At 71.8% G+C, this 16093-nt stretch carries 13 protein-coding genes; 6 read left to right on the forward strand and 7 right to left on the reverse strand.

What is annotated here, in order from left to right; genetic code table 11:
- Position 1 precedes the first annotated feature (1 nt).
- Entirely contained in the window at positions 2 to 1528 is a 1527-nt protein-coding gene (locus ACQP1P_RS18675; protein ID WP_433087951.1) for a methyl-accepting chemotaxis protein, read from the reverse strand.
- A gap of 194 nt (positions 1529 to 1722) precedes the next feature.
- On the opposite strand from ACQP1P_RS18675, the gene ACQP1P_RS18680 reads away from it, so the two are divergent.
- Both ACQP1P_RS18680 and ACQP1P_RS18685 read left to right on the forward strand, forming a co-directional pair.
- On the forward strand, positions 1723 to 2727 hold the full coding sequence (locus tag ACQP1P_RS18680; RefSeq protein WP_433087952.1) for a LacI family DNA-binding transcriptional regulator: 1005 nt from the start codon (positions 1723 to 1725) through the stop codon (positions 2725 to 2727).
- Between the two features lie 78 nt (positions 2728 to 2805).
- Positions 2806 to 3198 carry a hypothetical protein gene (locus ACQP1P_RS18685; RefSeq protein WP_433087953.1) on the forward strand — a complete coding sequence of 131 codons (393 nt, stop codon included), beginning with the start codon at positions 2806 to 2808 and terminating at the stop codon, positions 3196 to 3198.
- A gap of 44 nt (positions 3199 to 3242) precedes the next feature.
- Here ACQP1P_RS18685 and ACQP1P_RS18690 read toward each other — a convergent pair whose 3' ends face one another.
- From ACQP1P_RS18690 to ACQP1P_RS18715, 6 genes are all read right to left on the reverse strand, one after another.
- Positions 3243 to 5567 carry a putative bifunctional diguanylate cyclase/phosphodiesterase gene (locus ACQP1P_RS18690; RefSeq protein WP_433087954.1) on the reverse strand — a complete coding sequence of 775 codons (2325 nt, stop codon included), beginning with the start codon at positions 5565 to 5567 and terminating at the stop codon, positions 3243 to 3245.
- 68 nt (positions 5568 to 5635) lie between these two features.
- A complete protein-coding gene (locus tag ACQP1P_RS18695) occupies positions 5636 to 6763 on the reverse strand; it encodes a VWA domain-containing protein (RefSeq protein WP_433087955.1) in 1128 nt (375 codons plus the stop codon).
- Positions 6763 to 7710, reverse strand: coding sequence for a vWA domain-containing protein (locus ACQP1P_RS18700; RefSeq protein ID WP_433087956.1), 948 nt, complete (start codon positions 7708 to 7710; stop codon positions 6763 to 6765). The genes ACQP1P_RS18695 and ACQP1P_RS18700 overlap by 1 nt, the downstream gene beginning before the upstream one ends.
- A complete protein-coding gene (locus ACQP1P_RS18705) occupies positions 7707 to 8591 on the reverse strand; it encodes a DUF58 domain-containing protein (RefSeq protein ID WP_433087957.1) in 885 nt (294 codons plus the stop codon). The genes ACQP1P_RS18700 and ACQP1P_RS18705 overlap by 4 nt, the downstream gene beginning before the upstream one ends.
- A 4-nt stretch (positions 8592 to 8595) precedes the next feature.
- Positions 8596 to 9582 carry an AAA family ATPase gene (locus ACQP1P_RS18710; RefSeq protein WP_433087958.1) on the reverse strand — a complete coding sequence of 329 codons (987 nt, stop codon included), beginning with the start codon at positions 9580 to 9582 and terminating at the stop codon, positions 8596 to 8598.
- A 225-nt stretch (positions 9583 to 9807) separates the two neighbouring features.
- Entirely contained in the window at positions 9808 to 10578 is a 771-nt protein-coding gene (locus ACQP1P_RS18715; RefSeq protein ID WP_433087959.1) for a S1C family serine protease, read from the reverse strand.
- A 1014-nt stretch (positions 10579 to 11592) separates the two neighbouring features.
- Between ACQP1P_RS18715 and lipB the strand changes: the two genes are divergently transcribed.
- From lipB to ACQP1P_RS18735, 4 genes are all read left to right on the forward strand, one after another.
- Positions 11593 to 12264, forward strand: a complete 672-nt coding sequence (gene lipB, locus ACQP1P_RS18720; RefSeq protein ID WP_433087960.1) for a lipoyl(octanoyl) transferase LipB — start codon at positions 11593 to 11595, stop codon at positions 12262 to 12264.
- Positions 12265 to 13109: 845 nt separating this feature from the next.
- The gene (locus tag ACQP1P_RS18725; RefSeq protein WP_433087961.1) at positions 13110 to 14408 is read left to right on the forward strand and encodes an ABC transporter substrate-binding protein; all 1299 of its coding nucleotides are present in this window, start codon (positions 13110 to 13112) and stop codon (positions 14406 to 14408) included.
- On the forward strand, positions 14408 to 15277 hold the full coding sequence (locus tag ACQP1P_RS18730; RefSeq protein WP_433087962.1) for a carbohydrate ABC transporter permease: 870 nt from the start codon (positions 14408 to 14410) through the stop codon (positions 15275 to 15277). Before ACQP1P_RS18725 ends, ACQP1P_RS18730 begins: the two co-directional genes overlap by 1 nt.
- Positions 15274 to 16086 (forward strand): carbohydrate ABC transporter permease, encoded by an 813-nt coding sequence (locus tag ACQP1P_RS18735; protein WP_433087963.1) that lies wholly within the window; start codon positions 15274 to 15276, stop codon positions 16084 to 16086. The genes ACQP1P_RS18730 and ACQP1P_RS18735 overlap by 4 nt, the downstream gene beginning before the upstream one ends.
- Positions 16087 to 16093: the final 7 nt, after the last annotated feature.

Here is a 16093-nt window from a genome sequence, read left to right on the forward strand (position 1 = left end):
CTCAGCGCTCGTTGAGCAGCCGGGCCAGGCCGGCCTGGTCCTCCAGGATCGCGGCGATGCGCGACTGGACCGCGTCCATCTGGCCGATCGTGTCGCTCGTGGTGTGGATGCCGGCCGAGACCGAGCGGGTGCTGTCCTGAATCCCGGCGATCTGCTCGGCCACCTTCTGCGTCGCCGCCGCGGTCTCGCGGGCCAGGTCCTTCACCTCGCCCGCGACGACCGCGAAGCCCTTGCCGACGTCGCCGGCCCGGGCCGCCTCGATCGTGGCGTTCAGGGCGAGCAGGTTGGTCTGGTCCGCGATCGAAGAGATGATCTTGATGACGTCGCCGATCGCCGCCGACGCCCGGCCGAGCGCGTCGACCTCGCCCGTCATGGTCGACGCGCGGCTCACCGCCTCCTGAGCCACCCCGGCCGCGTCGCTGCTCGCCTCCCGCAGCCGGGCGATCGAGTCCAGCAGCATCCGGCCGTTGCGCTGCGCGGCCTCCCCGGCGCGCACGATGTCCAGCCGCTGGGAGACCAGCTGCTGCACGTTGCGCAGAGCCGAGGCCCGCGACTCGCTCAGCGAGATCCGCTCCGTGGTGAAGAAGTCCATGGTGCCGACCACCCGGCCGCCCGACTGGATCGGGAAGCAGACACCCGAGCGCACCCCGGCCCGCTGCGCCGCCGGCGCCCGCACGCAGTCGGTCAGCTCGGCGAGGTCGGCCACGAACACCAGGTCGCGCGCCTTCCACGCCCGGCCCGACAGTCCCACGCCCTCGGCGAACGTGGCCGCCAGCGTCACCTCGCGGAACTCCGGCCCGGCCGAGCCGGACTCGTAGCGGAACGCGAGCACCGGGCCGGTGCCGCGGTCCTCGACCTCCCAGTACGACCCGTAGGCCCACCCGAACGAGCTGCGCACCTTGTCCAGGGCCGCCCGGATCGCCGCCTGGCTGTCGCTGGAGTGCCCGAGCGCCGTCACCACCTCGGTCACCGCCGCGCGGTCCTTCGCGTCCTGGCGCAGCTCGGCCGCCGCGAGCACCTGGCTGCGCGCGAGCTCGGCGATGCGCAGGATCGCGTTCCACTTCTGCGTCCTGGGTTCGTCGACGTGGAAGTGGTACGGCGAGTAGTACTCGAACACCGCGACCACGCGCCCGTCCCGCACGACGGGCACGACCGAGGCCGCGACCATCCCGGCCCGCACCGCCTCCGCCGCCCGCGGGCAGTCCCGCACCTCGGCCAGGTCGCCGGCGTAGATCGCCTGCCGGCTCTGGTACGCGCGCGTGACCATGCCCGTCGGGGCCGCCCGCACCCGGTCGGCCACCGGCCCGGTGGCGAACCCGATCTCCAGCGTGCCGCCGGGCCCGGTCGGCAGCCAGACGGCGCCGTACTCGTAGCCGTACGAGCGCACCAGCGACTCGACCGTGATCCGCCAGGTGCTCGCCTCGTCGGCCGCCCCGCCGAGCGCGGTGACGAGCTCCTCGAGCGCCTCGACATCCCGCGGCGCCGGCTCCGGGCGGGCGGCGGATTCTGCACGCGACAACAGCCTCACGCCAGGCCATCGTCATGCGGGAGTGCTTCTGTAGCCATTCGGTTCGCAGATGGAACTTCCAGGAAAACGGACATGAACCGCCCATTCGCCTAGACCGTCGAAAACCCTGCGCGATTGGGCGGCCGGCGAACAACGTGATCGACAACGCTCGCGGCTGCGGGACGCGTGGGCGTGAAACCGCTACCGTGTGCGCCATGGCAACGATCGGTGACGTGGCGAAGCAGGCGGGAGTCTCCCCGAGCACGGTCTCGTATGTCCTCAGCGGCAAGCGGACCATCTCGGAGGAGACCCGCGCGCGGGTCCTCGCCGCGATCGAGGTGCTCGGCTACCACCCGCACGCCGGGGCCCGGGCGCTGGCCAGCAACCGGTCCAACGTGATCGCGCTGATCATGCCGCTCTACACCGGCCTGTACGTGCCGATCCTCATGCAGTTCGTGATCTCCGTGGTGACCGCGGCGCGCCGGTTCGACCACGACGTGCTGCTGCTCACCCAGGACGAGGGGGAGAAGGGCCTGGAGCGGGTGTCCGCGAGCTCCCTCGCCGACGGGCTCATCGTCATGGACATCGAGGAGCACGACCCCCGGCTGCCGCGGCTGCGCACCCTCGGCCGGCCGTCGGTGCTCATCGGCTTCCCGGCCGACGGGACCGGGCTGACCTGCATCGACCTGGACTTCGCGGCGGCCGGCGCGCGGTGCGTGGACCACCTCGCCGACCTCGGGCACCGGTGCGTGGCGCTGGTCGGGTCGCCGCCGGAGGTGTACGAGCGGGGACTCGGCTTCGCCCGCCGCACCGCCGACGGGTTCCACGAGGCACTGCGCCGCCGGGGCCTCACCGGGTCGACGGTGCCGTGCGAGCCGTCCCCGGACGCCGTGCACGCCGTGGCGGAGTCGCTGCTGGCGCGCCATCCGGACCTCACGGCGGTCGTGGTGCACAACGAGCCGGCGGTACCGCTGCTGCTGGACGCCTTCGCCGCGCTCGGCCGGTCCGTCCCGCACGACGTGTCCGTGGTGGCCATCGGCCCGGACGACCTCGCCGAGCGGTCCAAGCCCCGGCTCACGTCGGTCGGCATCCCGGCGGAGGAGATCGGCCGGCGCGCGGTGGAGCTGGTCGCGGCGAAGCTCGACGGCCGCCCCGTCCCCGACGCGACGCTGGTCGAGCCGGTGCTGGTGCCGCGGGACAGCGCGGGAGCGATCCGCTGACGGGACCCCCGGCAGGGCCATGATCCGGTACCGTGTGCGCCGCCCCATCCGCGAGCCCACCCGGAGCTGACCCGTCCCATGTCCGAACCCTCCTGCCGCTTCTGCCACCGGACGCCCGCCGCGAACGTGCGCTTCCACGGCCACCAGGGCATGCTGGTCCTGATGCGCTTCAGCCGCCTCGACGGCCCGTTCTGCCGCGACTGCGGGCTGGCCGCCTACCGCGACATGAGCGCGCGGACGATGGTGCGCGGCTGGTGGGGCGTGTTCTCGCTGTTCGCCACCGCGGGGGTGCTCCTGCTCAACACGGCCCGCCGCGGCCGGGTGGCGGCGCTGCCGGAGCCGCAGCGCGAGCGCAACGAGCACACCCTGGACCCCGGCAAGCCGCTGCTGGACCGCCCCGCCGCCTACGGCCTGCTGGTGCCGGCCCTGCTGCTCGTCTTCATCGGCTGGTCGGTCGTCAACGGCGGCTGAGCCGGAGCCCCGGGGTCGCCTCGCGGGAGGCTAGGAGCGGGCGGCTAGGACAGGTACTGGGCGACGGTGGTCGAGCGCTGGCGGGCCAGCAGGGCCGAGACGCCCTCGGCGGTGAGCGGCTCGGCGAGGTGGTAGCCCTGGCCCAGGGTGTAGCCGAGCTCGCGCAGCACCGCGGCCTGCTCGGCGCTCTCCACGCCCTCGGCCACCGTGTCCAGGCCGAGAGCCCGGGCCAGCTGGATCACCGCGCGGGCGACCGCCTGGCGGGCGTCGGCCGCCGCGGGCTGGCCGTCGTCGATCTCGATGCCGTCCACGAAGGACTTGTCCAGCTTCACGATGGCGGCCGGGAAGGCGCGCAGCAGGCTCAGCGAGGACTCGCCGGTGCCGAAGTCGTCGAGGGCGAGCCGGACGCCGAGCCGGTCGAGCTCGTGCAGGGTGCGCGACACCTGCTGGCCGCGCAGGACCGCCGACTCCGTCACCTCCAGCACCAGGTGCTCGCAGGGCAGGCCGGTGTCGGCCAGGGCGGCGGTCACGTCGGCGACGAAGTCGGGGTCGTGCAGCTGGCGCGCGGAGACGTTCAGGCCCGCCTCGAGCAGGCTGCCGGGGCCGAACTCGGCGCGCCAGCGGGCCGCCTGGCGGCAGGTCTCGCGCAGCACGTACAGGCCCAGCGGCACGATGAGGCCGGTGCGCTCGGCGGCCGCGATGAACTCCGCCGGGCCGATCACGCCGCGGGCCGGGTGGTGCCAGCGCACGAGGGCCTCGACGCCGACGACGCGGTGGTCGGCGAGGCGCAGGATCGGCTGGTACACCACCCGGAACTCGTCGTTGTCCAGCGCCCGGCGCAGCTCCCCGCCGAGCTGCATGTGGGCCAGCACCGGCTCGCCCATGCCGTCGACGTAGCGCACGAACCCGGCCTTGCCCCGCTGCTTGGCCGTGTACATGGCCACGTCGGCGTCGCGCAGCACCGAGTCGACGGTCGCCCTGACCGGCTGGTCGGGCCAGGCCGTCGCGATGCCGACGCTGGCCTGCACGAGCAGCCGGTGCGCGCTGATCGGCTGGTCCAGCGCGGCCAGCAGCCGCCGGGCGAGGACCTCGGGATCGGCGCCGGCCCCGGTGAGCAGCACCGCGAACTCGTCGCCGCCGACGCGCACCGGCAGGCCGTCCGGGCCCACCTCGGCCCGCAGCAGCCGGGCGACGGAGACCAGTAGCTCGTCGCCGACGCCGTGGCCGAGCAGGTCGTTGACGGTCTTGAAGTCGTCGAGGTCGACGAGCAGCACGTGGGCGGGCTCGGCCGCGGCCAGGGCGGCGGCGATCCGGTCGCGGAACAGCGCGCGGTTGGCCAGGCCGGTGAGCCCGTCGTGGCTGACCTCGTGCTGCAGCCGCTCCTCCTGCACCCGCGTGCTGTGCAGCAGCCGGGCGTTCTCCCGGAACGCGAGGTACTGCCGCAGCGTCACCAGCACCGTGACGAGCACCGCGGCGAGCAGCACCACGCGGCTGGGCCAGCTCAGCGGCGCACCGAGCGCGACGGCCACGAGCGGCACGTCGGCCGCGGCCACGGCGAGGTAGGGCAGCAGCACCCCGCTGCGGCCGCGGGCGCGGCGCAGGCCGAGGTCGGCCCGCGCCTGGGCGAGGACGGCGAGGGTGGCCAGCAGCGGGGTCAGCGGCATCACGATCGCCTGGGCGGGCACGCTGCCGGCCGCGCCGAGCCGGACCGCGAGGACGGTGACGATCGCGGCGGTGACCCCGCCGGCGGCCGCCATGAGCCGGATCGCGTCGCGGTCGACGGGCCCGCCGGCGACGTAGGACACCTTCGTGGCCGCGCCGACCGCGACGAGGAGCCCGAGCCCGGTGAGCACCATCGCCTGCGGGCTCCACGGCTCCGCGGCCCCGATCATGGGGGCCAGCCCGGCGTACCAGAGCACGACCGCGCAGCCGAGGAACCCGATGGTGCGGTCCAGCAGCATCCGCCACCACTCGACGCCCTCGGCGGCGACGACGGGCACCCGGATCATGGCCCAGATCGCGACGAGGAACCCGATCGCGGCGCACGCGGCGGCCGGCACCGGCATCGAGTGGGTCCGGGCCTCGGTGTAGTGCGCGAGCATGTCGACGGCGAGCCAGGCGTAGCCGAACGAGATGAGCCCGACGGCGGCGAGCATGGTGCGCCAGAACCGGCGCCCGACCGGCTGGAGGTCACCGGTGCGCAGCAGCCGGTGGACGCTCGCGGTGGCGAACACGCCACCCAGCGGGGCGAAGACGTAGGCGATGGCCTCGGTGCCCGCCCCTACGGTCAGGTGGGCCACGCACCACACGGTGCCGAGGGCGGCCACCACCGCGGCGGCGAGCACATAGCGCCGGGCCTCCCGGGTCACGGATGGAACGATAGCGTGCCGGTTGCGTACCGGATCTCACCCGAACGTTCCGTTTCCGCCCCGGCGTATCAGCGCCGCAGGGGTGGGCTTGCGGTCGATGCCGGCCCGGGGCCGCCCACCGGCGCGGCTGCCGGCCGCGGCCGGGACCACCAGTGGGCGAGGGCCACCGCGGCGAGCACGAGCAGGGCACCCGCGAGGGCGAACCAGACGCTGATCTCCGTCTTCCTGCGCTGCAGGGTCACCTGGCTGGGCAGGTCGTGCAGCACGTCGCCGAGGGCCTTGGCGTTGTCGGCCTTGAAGTACTTGGCCCCGGTCATCTCCGCGACCTTGGTCAGGGTCGGCTCGTCCATGTCCTGGAACCGCCCGCGGCCGCCGAAGCCGAACCCGCCGCCGCCCGGCCCGCCGCGGAAGCTCTGGTTGCCGCTGATCTGGTTGCTGGAGCACACCATCGGCGAGGGCTGGTCGGTGCCGAAGCCGATGGTGAAGACCCGCAGGCGGCGGGCGGCGGCCTGCTCGGCGGCGGTGATCGGGTCCACGCCGTCGGTGTTGCGCCCGTCGGTGAGGATCACGATCGTGTCGGGCTCGTAGTCGCCGCCGCCGGCCCCGGCGGTGCCCCCGTTGTCGGGGACCTCGACGCCGGTCGGGGGCACGTCGGGGTTGATCTCGGCGATCGCGTCGATCGAGGCGAGGATGGCCAGGCCGATGGCGGTACCACGGGAGGTCCGCAGCCCGTCGACGGCCTTGGCGAGCGTGTCCTTCTCGGTGGTGGGCGGCACCAGCAGGCCCGCGGTGCCGGAGAAGGCGACCAGGCCGATCTTCGCGCCGCCCTCGTGCTCGGCGATGAACGCCTTGGCCGCCGCCTGCGCGGCGGTCAGCCGGTTCGGGTCGACGTCGGTGGAGCACATCGATCCGGAGACGTCGATGGCCAGCAGGATGGTCGCGGCGTCGTCGGGCACGAGCACCGACGCCTGCGGGCGGGCGGCGGCCGTACCGGCGAAGAGGATGCCGACGGCGAGCAGGGCGAGCGGGACACGCCGGCGCCACGAGGAGCGGCCGGGCAGCGCGGCGCGCACGAGGGCCACGCTGGACAGGGTCACGGCCACCTTGCGGCGCCGGCGGCGGCTCCACCACCGGTAGGCCAGCAGCAGCGGGAACGCCAGCAGGATCGTAAGGGCCCACGGCCAGGTCAGCGACATCAGAGGATCCGTCCGAACCAGGTGGTCATCAGTATGCCCCCGATGGTGAGCAGCAGCACGGCGATCGCCGCGGCCGCCCCGGTCAGCTCGACCGGCTTGCGCTCGGTGGTCAGCCGCAGGTCGAGCGACTGGTACACGTCGTGCAGCGCCTGCGCGTTCTCGGCACGGTGGTAGTTGCCGGCCGTGGTCTGCGCGATCTGGGTGAGCAGGTCCTCGTTGAGCGACGTCGCCACCTGGTAGCCGTCGACCTCGACGGTCGCGCCGTCGACGGTGCCGACGCCGACGGTCTCGATGCGCACCCCCGCCTTCGCGGCCAGGCTCGCCGCCGCGAGGGCGTCGGGGCCGCCGGTGTCCTCGCCGTCGGAGAGCACGACGATCGTGGCGTTGCCGAAGTACCCGATGTCGGGCGCCGCCCCGCCGGAGTCCTCGTCCGGCAGGCTCACCGGCTTGCCGACGACGACCGTCAGCGAGGCGAGGATCGCCTGGCCCAGCGAGGTGCCCCCGTTGACCTGCAGGCGCTTGATCGCCGCGGTGGTCGCGTCGTGGTCGCCGGAGGGCTGCTGGGTGGTGAGCGCGCCCTGGTCGAAGGCGACGATGCCGATGTTCACGGTGTCGGGCTGGGCCGCGACGAACTCGGTCGCCGCGGACTTGGCGGCGGCGAGCCGGCTGGGCCGCACGTCCTCGGCCTTCATGCTGTTGGACACGTCGAAGGCGAGGATGACGGTGCCGGCGGCGCGCGCGACGGGCAGCGTGGCGGCGGGGCGGGCGACGGCGAGCAGCAGCAGGGCCACGGCGGTGAGGAACATGACCTGCGGCAGGTGCCGCCGCAGCGCCGACCCGGCCCGCAGCGCGGCGGGGCGGCGGCGGTGCATCCGGAAGTACACGATGCACAGCGCGACGGTCACGACCACCGCGACGGCCACGAGGAGCGGGTATTCGAACGTCATCGGCGCCTGCGCTTGGTGTCGCGGACCATGGCGACCAGCGCCTGCAGCGGGTCCTCGTCGGTGCTGACCACGTGCCCGCGCACCCCCGAGCGGCGCATGGCCTCGGCCACGCCGGCCTCGCGCGCGTCGACCTCGGCCCGCAGCCGCAGCCGGAACTGCGGGTCGCCGGTGTCGACGAGGATCTGCTCGCCCGTCTCGGCGTCCTCGACGACCACGAGCCCGAGGTCGGGCAGGTCCAGCTCGATCGGGTCGACGACCCGGATCGCGATCACCTCGTGGCGCAACGTGAGCCGGGTCAGCGCCGGCTCCCAGCCCTCGCCGATGAAGTCGGAGACGACGAAGACGAGGCTTCTGCGCCGCGCGGTCGACGCGGCCAGGCGCAGCATGGCGGCCAGGTCCGTCGCCCCTCGCTCGGGCCCGCGGGCGGAGGCTCGGGCGATCTCATGAGCCAACCGCAGCACGTGTACCCGTCCGCCGCGCGGCGGCAGCACGAGCTGCTTCGCGTTGTCGTAGAGGATCGCGCCGACCCGGTTGCCGCCGTACGTGAGCAGCCGGGCCAGGCTGACGGCGAGCTCGGTGAGCGTCGCGTCCTTGCCGTTGCCGGCCGCGCTCACGCGCATCGAGGCCGACAGGTCCAGCACCAGCCAGGCCGTGAGCTCGCGGTCCTCGGTGTACTGGCGCACGAACGGCTCGTCGAGGCGCGCTGTCACGTTCCAGTCGATGTGCCGGACGTCGTCCTCGGCGGTGTACTCGCGCAGGTCGGCGAAGTCGATGCCGGTGCCGCGGAAGACCGTGCGGTACGACCCCTGCACCTGCCCGTCGAGGCGGCGCAGGATCTGCCACTCCAGGCGGCGCAGCAGGCGATCCTCGGCCGTGGTCATGCGCTCAGCGGCTTCCGTCGCGCGCCGGGGTCGGGGCGGGCACGGCGACCGCGGCGAGCACCTGGGCCACGATCATGTCCGGGGTGACGTCGTCGGAGAGGGCCTCGTAGGACAGCACGAGCCGGTGGCGCAGCACGTCGGGGGCGAGCTCGTGCAGGTCCTCGGGCACCACGTAGTCGCGGCCGCGGATGAACGCCAGGGCCCGCGCGGCCAGCACCAGGTTGATCGAGGCGCGCGGGCTGGCCCCGAAGGTGACGTAGCGGGTCAGGTCGCCGAGCCCGACGTCGGCCGGGTTGCGGGTCGCGTTCGTGAGCCGCACCGAGTATTCGATCAGCGACGGGTCGACGTAGACCTCGTCGACCTGGCGCTGCATCTCCACGAGCCGCTCGGGGTCCACGACGGCCTGGGTGACGGCCTCGGGCAGGATGGCCCGCTCGACGATCACGAACTCCTCGGTCGGGCTCGGGTACCCCACCAGGACCTTCATCATGAACCGGTCGACCTGCGCCTCGGGCAGCGCGTAGGTGCCCTCGGACTCGATCGGGTTCTGGGTGGCCATGACCAGGAACGGCTTGGGGATCCGGTGGGTCTCCCGGCCGATGGTGACCTGCCGCTCCTGCATCGTCTCCAGCAGGGCGCTCTGCACCTTGGCCGGGGCCCGGTTGATCTCGTCGGCGAGCAGCAGGTTGGTGAAGACCGGGCCGAGGCTGACCTGGAACTCGCCGGAGGGCTGGTGGTACACCCGCGTCCCGACGATGTCGGCGGGCACCAGGTCCGGGGTGAACTGCACCCGGTGGAACTGCCCGCCGATGGCCGCCGCGAGGGCCTTCACGGCGAGCGTCTTGGCCAGGCCGGGGACGCCCTCGACGAGGATGTGGCCGCGGCTGAGCAGGGCGACCATGAGCCGCTCGAGGAGCCCGTCCTGCCCGACGATGGTCTTGCGGACCTCGTAGAGCACCTGTTCGACGGCGGTCGCGTTCGGTACGTCCATGCTCTTCCTTACCGTCATTCTTCCGGTCCTGGTTCACCGGCCCGGTCGCGCCGATGTTCTTTGCCGTCATCGTTCGGGTGCTGGCTCGCCGCGCCGATGGCCGCCGATGTTCTTTGCCGTCATTGTTCGGGTGCTGGTTCGCCGGGCCTGGTCGCGCCGATGTTCTTTGCCGTCATTGTTCGGGTGCTGGTTCGCCGGGCCTGGTCGCGCCGATGTTCTTTGCCGTCATTGTTCCGGTCCTGGTTCGCCGGGCCCGGTCGAGCCCAGGGCCGCGCCGATGGGCACCGCGAAGCCGACGCCGACGAACGTGCCGGCCGAGGTGGGGTTGGCCAGCGCCACCACGATGCCGATGACCTCGCCCTTCGCGTTGACCAGCGGCCCGCCGGAGCTGCCCGGGTTCACGGCCGCGTCGAACTGGATGAGCCCCGTGAGCTTCGTGCCGTCCGGGTTGGCCGCGGCCCGGTCGAGCCCCGAGATGACGCCGGTGGTCGTGCTGCTGGTCAGGCCGAGCTGGTTGCCGATGGCGACGACGTCGTTGCCGACCGCGATCCGCCCGGAGTTGCCCAGCACGGCCGGGACGAGCACGTCGGGCAGGGTCGCGGGGGTGAGCGTCGCGATGTCGAGCTCCGCGTTCGACCCGGCGACCCGCGCGGCCGACTCGGTGCCGTCGGCGAACCGGACCTTGATCGCCGTGCCGCCCTTGACCACGTGGAACGCGGTCAGGATCATGCCGGCCGCGTTGGCGACGACGCCGGTGCCGGTCGCGCCGCCGTCCGGGAGCGTCGTCTCGATGGTCACCACGGACGGGGCCACGGCCTGGTAGATCTGCGCCGTGGTGGGCGGTCCGGACGCGCTGGGCGAGGCCGCGGCCGAGGGCCTGGTCGCCGCGGGCGCCGCTCCTTCGCCGCCGGCCCGGAACGCGAGGATGCCGGTCGCGACGATGGCGAGCACGACGACGCCGACGCCGATGCCCAGGTCACGGCGGGTGAGCGCCACCGGTGTCCGGCTGCTCCGGCCGTCCGGCTCGGGTTGCTGGACCGGCTCCGGGCTCGGGTTGCTCGGCTTCGGATTGCTCGTTCTACTCAGGCCCGGATTGCTCGTTCTACTCAGGCCCGGATTGCTCGTTCTACTCAGGCCCGGGTTGCTCGTTGTGCTCGGGCCCGGGTTGCTCGTTGTGCTCGGGCTCGGGGTGCTCGGTTTGCTCGGGCTGGGGGTGCTCGGTTTCGGTCTGGGCCATCTCGCGAGAGCGGGTTTCGCGGGCTCGGGCTGTTCGGGGCCGGGTTCCGCGATGATCGTCACCTCGGGGCCGGCCCACTGCCGCTCGGGCTTCCCGGCTGGGCGCATGGGCCAAAGATAGCGTCGGTAGCTCGGAGAACGGTAAGAGTGCGCCCGGCCGTGCGGCCTGGTTTCGCGCACATGGTTCGCGTTCCGGACGGGTTCGCGGTTGTGGTGGAGCGGCTGGGGCGTGGAGGTCGACGGGACGGAGATCACGGTGCTGCGGCCGTCGGATCGTCGACGTCTGCGTTGTCGTCGCCGGGCGTTTGCACCGGCGTGTGCTGGCGCCTTCGTCCATCGCCTTCGTTCGTCGCCTTCGTTCGTCGTCCTTGTTGGTCGTCCTTGTTGGTCGTCTGCGGTCGCTGCCTCGCTTGCCGCCGCTGATGTGCCGTCCGCTGTGTGCCGTCCGCGGTGCTGTCTCGCAGCCCGTCTTGTTCGTCGCCCGCGGTTGCTGTCTCGCTTGCCGCCTCTGTTGGTCGCCGCGTTGCCGTCTCTGTTGGTCGCCGCGTTGCCGTCTCGCTTGCCGCATCTGTGTGCCGACCGCGTTGCTGCCCTCGTTCGTCGCCTCGTTGCGGCCGCGCTCGTCCGCCGGTGTCAAAATCGGACAGGCGCCCGCGAGGGTCCCGCCGGTGATTATTGGATTATCGAATTGCCGGTAATCAGTAATCGGTAATTCGGCGAACGTCACAGAGCGTGCATCCGCGCCCGGAAGTGCTCGCGAGGGAGGATGGACCGGTGGCGGAGCTGATGCGGGTGGATCTGGGCGAGGTCGAGTACACCGATGCCGTCGAGGCAATGCGCGGCTGGGTCACGCAGCGTCAGGTCGGCACCGCCCCGGACCGGCTGTTTCTGCTCACACACCCGCCGATCGTCACGTACGGTCGGCACACCGCCCTCTCCGACCTCCCGCACGACGGATCACTGCCCGTCATCGAGGTCGACCGCGGCGGGCACGCGACCTATCACGGCCCGGGGCAGCTCGTCGGGTACCTGGTCATAAACCTGCGCGACGGTGGCCCCGGCGATGTCGTGCGCTGGCTCGAGCTCGCGCTCATCGAGGCGCTCGGGGATCTCGGGTTCGCGGCGGTGCGCCGGGACACGCCGAAGGGGGTGGACAGCCTCGTCGGGGTGTGGACGCCCGAGCACCACAAGATCGTGTCGATCGGGATGCGTATCCGGGGCGGCGTCACCAGTCATGGGTTTGCCATCAATGTGGATTCGGATCTCGGGGTGTACGAGCGGTTCGTGGCCTGCCGGCTCGATGGGGTCACGATGACGTCGCTGCGGAAGATGGCCGAGGATGCCGGGGTTCCGGTGCCGTCGATGGAGCGGGTGCGGGACGCGGTTGCCCGGCGCCTCGGGGCGACCGTCCGGGCGACTTCCACTCCGAGCGCCGGGATGGCGTAGCCATGGCGCGTTCGGTGGTGGTCTGCTCCACTCCAAGTGTCGGGGTGGCGCGGCCCAAGCGCGGTCGGTGGAGGACTGTTCCACTCTGAGCGCTGGCGGCGGTCTGTGCGGCCGGGCGTGCGGGACCGCCGAGCAATCAAAAATGGTCACGGTGTGGCCAATGAGGGGCGCTGCAAGGGTGGGAATCCAGGGATCGGCAACCAGCTACCTGACACCGGGCCGGGCCGGGCCGCCGGCGCGCACTGCCGGGTGAGGCGTGAACAGGAAGGCCCGGTCGCCGGGCATCCGCGCCAGCTGAAGGGGTGACCTGTCGCCGGTGCATCCGCGTCAGCTGAAGGGGTGACCTGTCGCCGGAGCATCCGCGCCGGCCGAAGGGGCGATCGGCATGGCCCCTGTCGCCGGGGTGTGCTGCGGGCCGGGGATGTGAAGGGCCGTGCCCTGTCGCCGGGGTGTGCCGCGGACCGAGGCTGTGAACGGCCGCGCCCTGTCGCTGGGTGCCGACGCGTTCGCCGCGGTGGCGTGGAAACCGGCGAATGGCCCGTCGGGCGAAAAATGCTGATATGTCGCGGCGCGAAGCGCCCGACATATCAAGCATCCCGCCCCCGGCCCAGAAATAGAGATCTGGAAGTTTCTCGATCAGACCCCGCCGCACCAGCACCAATTTGATCGACTGTTGACAATCACCCCGCAAGTTCGTAGCTTCCCAGTCGAAGCGCTTCGACGCCATTTCGACACACCCCATCGGAAGCCGCGAAGACGCACCAGTGCACGAAACCGACTGCGCACCGCAACCGCACGCGGCGACACCCCGCCCGCCGCGTCACACCTCCCAATCAGGAGCAGACGTGTTCACGCGCATCCGCAGCGCCGCTGCAGCCGCGGCGGCCATGCTCGCCCTCACCGGCTCGCTCACCGCCTGCGGTGGTGACGACGCCCAGGGCGACGGCAAGACCCTGAAGCTCTGGCACTACGAGGGCGCGACGAGCGCCATGGGCATCGCCTGGGCCGAGGCCGTCAAGCAGTTCGAGGCCGCGCACCCGGGCGTCAAGGTCACGTTCGAGGAGAAGAGCTTCGAGCAGATCCGCCAGAGCGCCAGCATGATCCTCAACTCCAACGACGCGCCGGACGTCATGGAGTACAACAAGGGCAACGCGAGCGCCGGGCTGCTGTCGAAGCAAGGGCTGCTCAGCGACCTGAGCGCCGAGGCCGACAAGCGCGGCTGGAGCAAGGCGCTCTCGCCCGGCCTCGCGACCACCGCGAGATACGACACCCGCGGCGTGATGGGCAGCGGGAAGTGGTTCGGCGTGCCCAACTACGCCGAATACGTGATGGTGTACTACAACAAGGACCTCTTCGCGAAGTACAACATCCAGGTCCCGACGACGTTCGAGCAGTTCGAGACCGCGATGTCCACGCTGCGGAGCAACGGCGTCACGCCGATCAGCCTCGGCGGCGCCGAGTACCCGGCCCAGCAGGTCCTGTACTCGCTCGCCCTGTCGAAGGCGTCCCGCTCCTGGGTCGAGGACTACCAGCTGTACAGGAACAAGGTCGACTTCCACGGCCCGGAGTGGACGTACGCGGCGAACACGTTCGGCGACTGGGTGTCGAAGGGCTTCATCGACAAGAGCTCCGCCGGCATCAAGGCCGAGGACATGGGCCAGGCGTGGGAGCAGCAGAAGTTCCCGATCATGATCTCCGGCAGCTGGTGGTACGGCCGGTTGGTCAAGGAGGCCTCGTTCCAGTGGGGCACGTTCCTGTTCCCGGGCAGCAAGCTCGTCCCGGGCTCGAGCGGCAACCTGTGGGTCGTGCCGGCCAAGGCGAAGAACAAGCAGCTGGCGTACGACTTCATCGACATCACCATGAAGCCCGAGATCCAGAACCTGCTGGGCAACTCCGGCGGCATCCCCGTCGCCGCCGAGACCGACAGGATCACGGACGCCCGGAGCAAGGAGCTGATCGCCAACTACGAGACCATCGCCAAGCAGGACGGCCTCGCCTTCTACCCGGACTGGCCGGCCCCCGGCTACTACGACGTGCTCGTGGCCGGCGCGCAGAAGCTCATCAACGGCTCGGCCCGGCCCGACGCGGTGCTCGACGAGATCGCCAAGCCGTACAACGACAACTTGGCGAACGTCGGCAAGTGATGAGCCGCCGCAAGGGCTACTGGCCGTTCCTGGTCCCGGGTCTGCTGCTGTGCACGCTCGTGGTGGCGGTACCGCTGCTCATGACGGTGGGCACGAGCTTCACGCAGTGGTCCGGCGTGGGCACCCCGCGCTGGGCCGGCCTGGCCAACTACGACCGGTTGCTGCACGACGACAGGTTCTGGAGGTCCTTCGAGAACATCGCGTTCATGATCGTCGCGATGGCGGTGGTACCGACCCTGCTGGGCCTGTTCCTCGCCGCCCTGTTGTTCGACTACGTCGCGCCGCGCCTGGGCGGCCGCACCGCCCGGGCGCTGCGCTCCGGCCTCTACCTGCCCCAGGTGCTGCCGCTCGCCGTCACCGGCATCGTCTGGGGCTGGATCCTGCACCCGAACTACGGCGTGCTCAACTCCCTCCTGGACAAGGCGGGGCTGGGCGCGCTGGGGCGCAACTGGCTCGGCGACGAACACTACGCGCTGTACACCGTCATGGCCGTCATGATCTGGGTGCAGATCGGCTACCCGGTGGTCATGTTCATGGCCGGGCTGCAGCGGGTCGACCCCGAGCTGTACGAGGCCGCCTCCCTCGACGGCGCCGGCTGGTGGCAGCGCTTCACCCGCATCGCGCTGTTCCAGATCCGGCCGGAGATCGGCGTCGTGCTCATCACCACGACGATCGCCGCGCTGAAGGTCTTCGCCCAGATCTTCGTGCTCACCGGCGGCGGCCCCGGCAACGCGACGATGGTGCCCTCGTACTTCGCGTGGCAGAACTACTTCCAGAACGCCAGCGTCGGCTACGCCTCGGCGATCTCGACCGTCCTGGCGGTGCTGATCGTCGGGCTGACCTTCGCGTTCATCCGGGTGCAGCGATGAGGAGGTACCTCGTGCTCGCCGCGCTGCTCGTCGTCGTCCTGCTCGTCGTGGCGCCCTTCGCGCTGATCCTCGTCAACGCGGTCAAGACGCCGCAGGACTACGCCGCCACCGGCCCGCTCGGCCTGCCGACCCACGTCTCGTTCGCGGGCATCAGGGCGTTCTGGGTCCGCGCCGGCTTCGGGCAGGTGCTGCTCAACAGCGCCGTCATCGCCGGCTCCGTGGCGGTGCTGGGCGTCGGCTTGTCGCTGCTGAACGCCTACGCGCTCGGCATCGGCCGGGTCCGCGGCCGCCGCTGGTTCCTGGCCGCCTTCCTGGTGGCCAACCTCGTACCGCAGGAAAGCCTCATCTACCCGCTGTACCACATCGCCACGCGGATCGACCTGTACGACTCCAAGCTCGCGGTGATCATCATCCTCACCGCGATCCAGAGCGCGTTCGGCACGTTCCTGCTCTCCTCCGTGCTGGCGCGCTTCCCGCCGGAGCTGCTGGACGCGGCCGCGATGGACGGAGCCGGCCGGCTGCGCACCCTGGTGCGCGTCGTCGCCCCGGTCAGCCGCCCGACCCTCGCGGTGCTGTTCACGTTCTTCTTCATCTGGACGTGGAACGAGCTGTTCATCCCGCTCGTCTTCCTCGTCTCCAACAGCAACCAGACCGTGCCGCTCGCGCTCGCGCTGCTGCAGGGGGAGCACGACCTCGACGCGACCGCGACGAGCGCCTCCGCGCTGCTGGGCATCCTGCCCGCGGTGCTGTTCTTCCTCGTCTTCCAGCGCACCCTGACCCGGGGTGTCACGGCGGGCGCGGTCAAGTGAGAACCCA

The sequence above is a fragment of the Dactylosporangium sp. CA-052675 genome (assembly GCF_050947935.1).
Lineage (GTDB): Bacteria > Actinomycetota > Actinomycetes > Mycobacteriales > Micromonosporaceae > Dactylosporangium.